Below are 385 nucleotides of genomic sequence, written 5' to 3'. Positions count from 1 at the left end.
CCCGCAGGAAGAGAAAACAACCGTGATTCCGTGAGTAGTGGCGAGCGAAAGCGGAAGAGGCTAAACCGTTTGTATGTCAAGCTGTCAGGCGTTGTGCAGGCGGTGTTGTGGGACCCAGCGTCGAGGATCTGACAGTCCTCGGAATGATCACGTGTGTTAGTGGAACGCCTTGGGATGGGCGGCAGACCGATAGCGGACGAGTACCGTGAGGGAAAGATGAAAAGTACCCCGGGAGGGGAGTGAAAGAGTACCTGAAACCGTGTGCCTACAAGCCGTCAGAGCCTTCGGGTGATGGCGTGCCTTTTGAAGAATGAGCCTGCGAGTTAGTGCTGCGTGGCGAGGTTAACCCGTGTGGGGTAGCCGTAGCGAAAGCGAGTCTGAATAG

At 56.4% G+C, this 385-nt stretch carries 1 rRNA gene; it reads left to right on the top strand.

From position 1 onward, the window contains the following. Window positions 1–385 (top strand): 23S ribosomal RNA (locus OO60_RS44335); the annotation flags it as partial.

Origin of the sequence: Amycolatopsis vancoresmycina (assembly GCF_000716785.1) — a bacterium.
Classification (GTDB): Bacteria; Actinomycetota; Actinomycetes; order Mycobacteriales; family Pseudonocardiaceae; genus Amycolatopsis; species Amycolatopsis vancoresmycina.
This window is presented reverse-complemented; position numbering and strand designations above follow the sequence as displayed.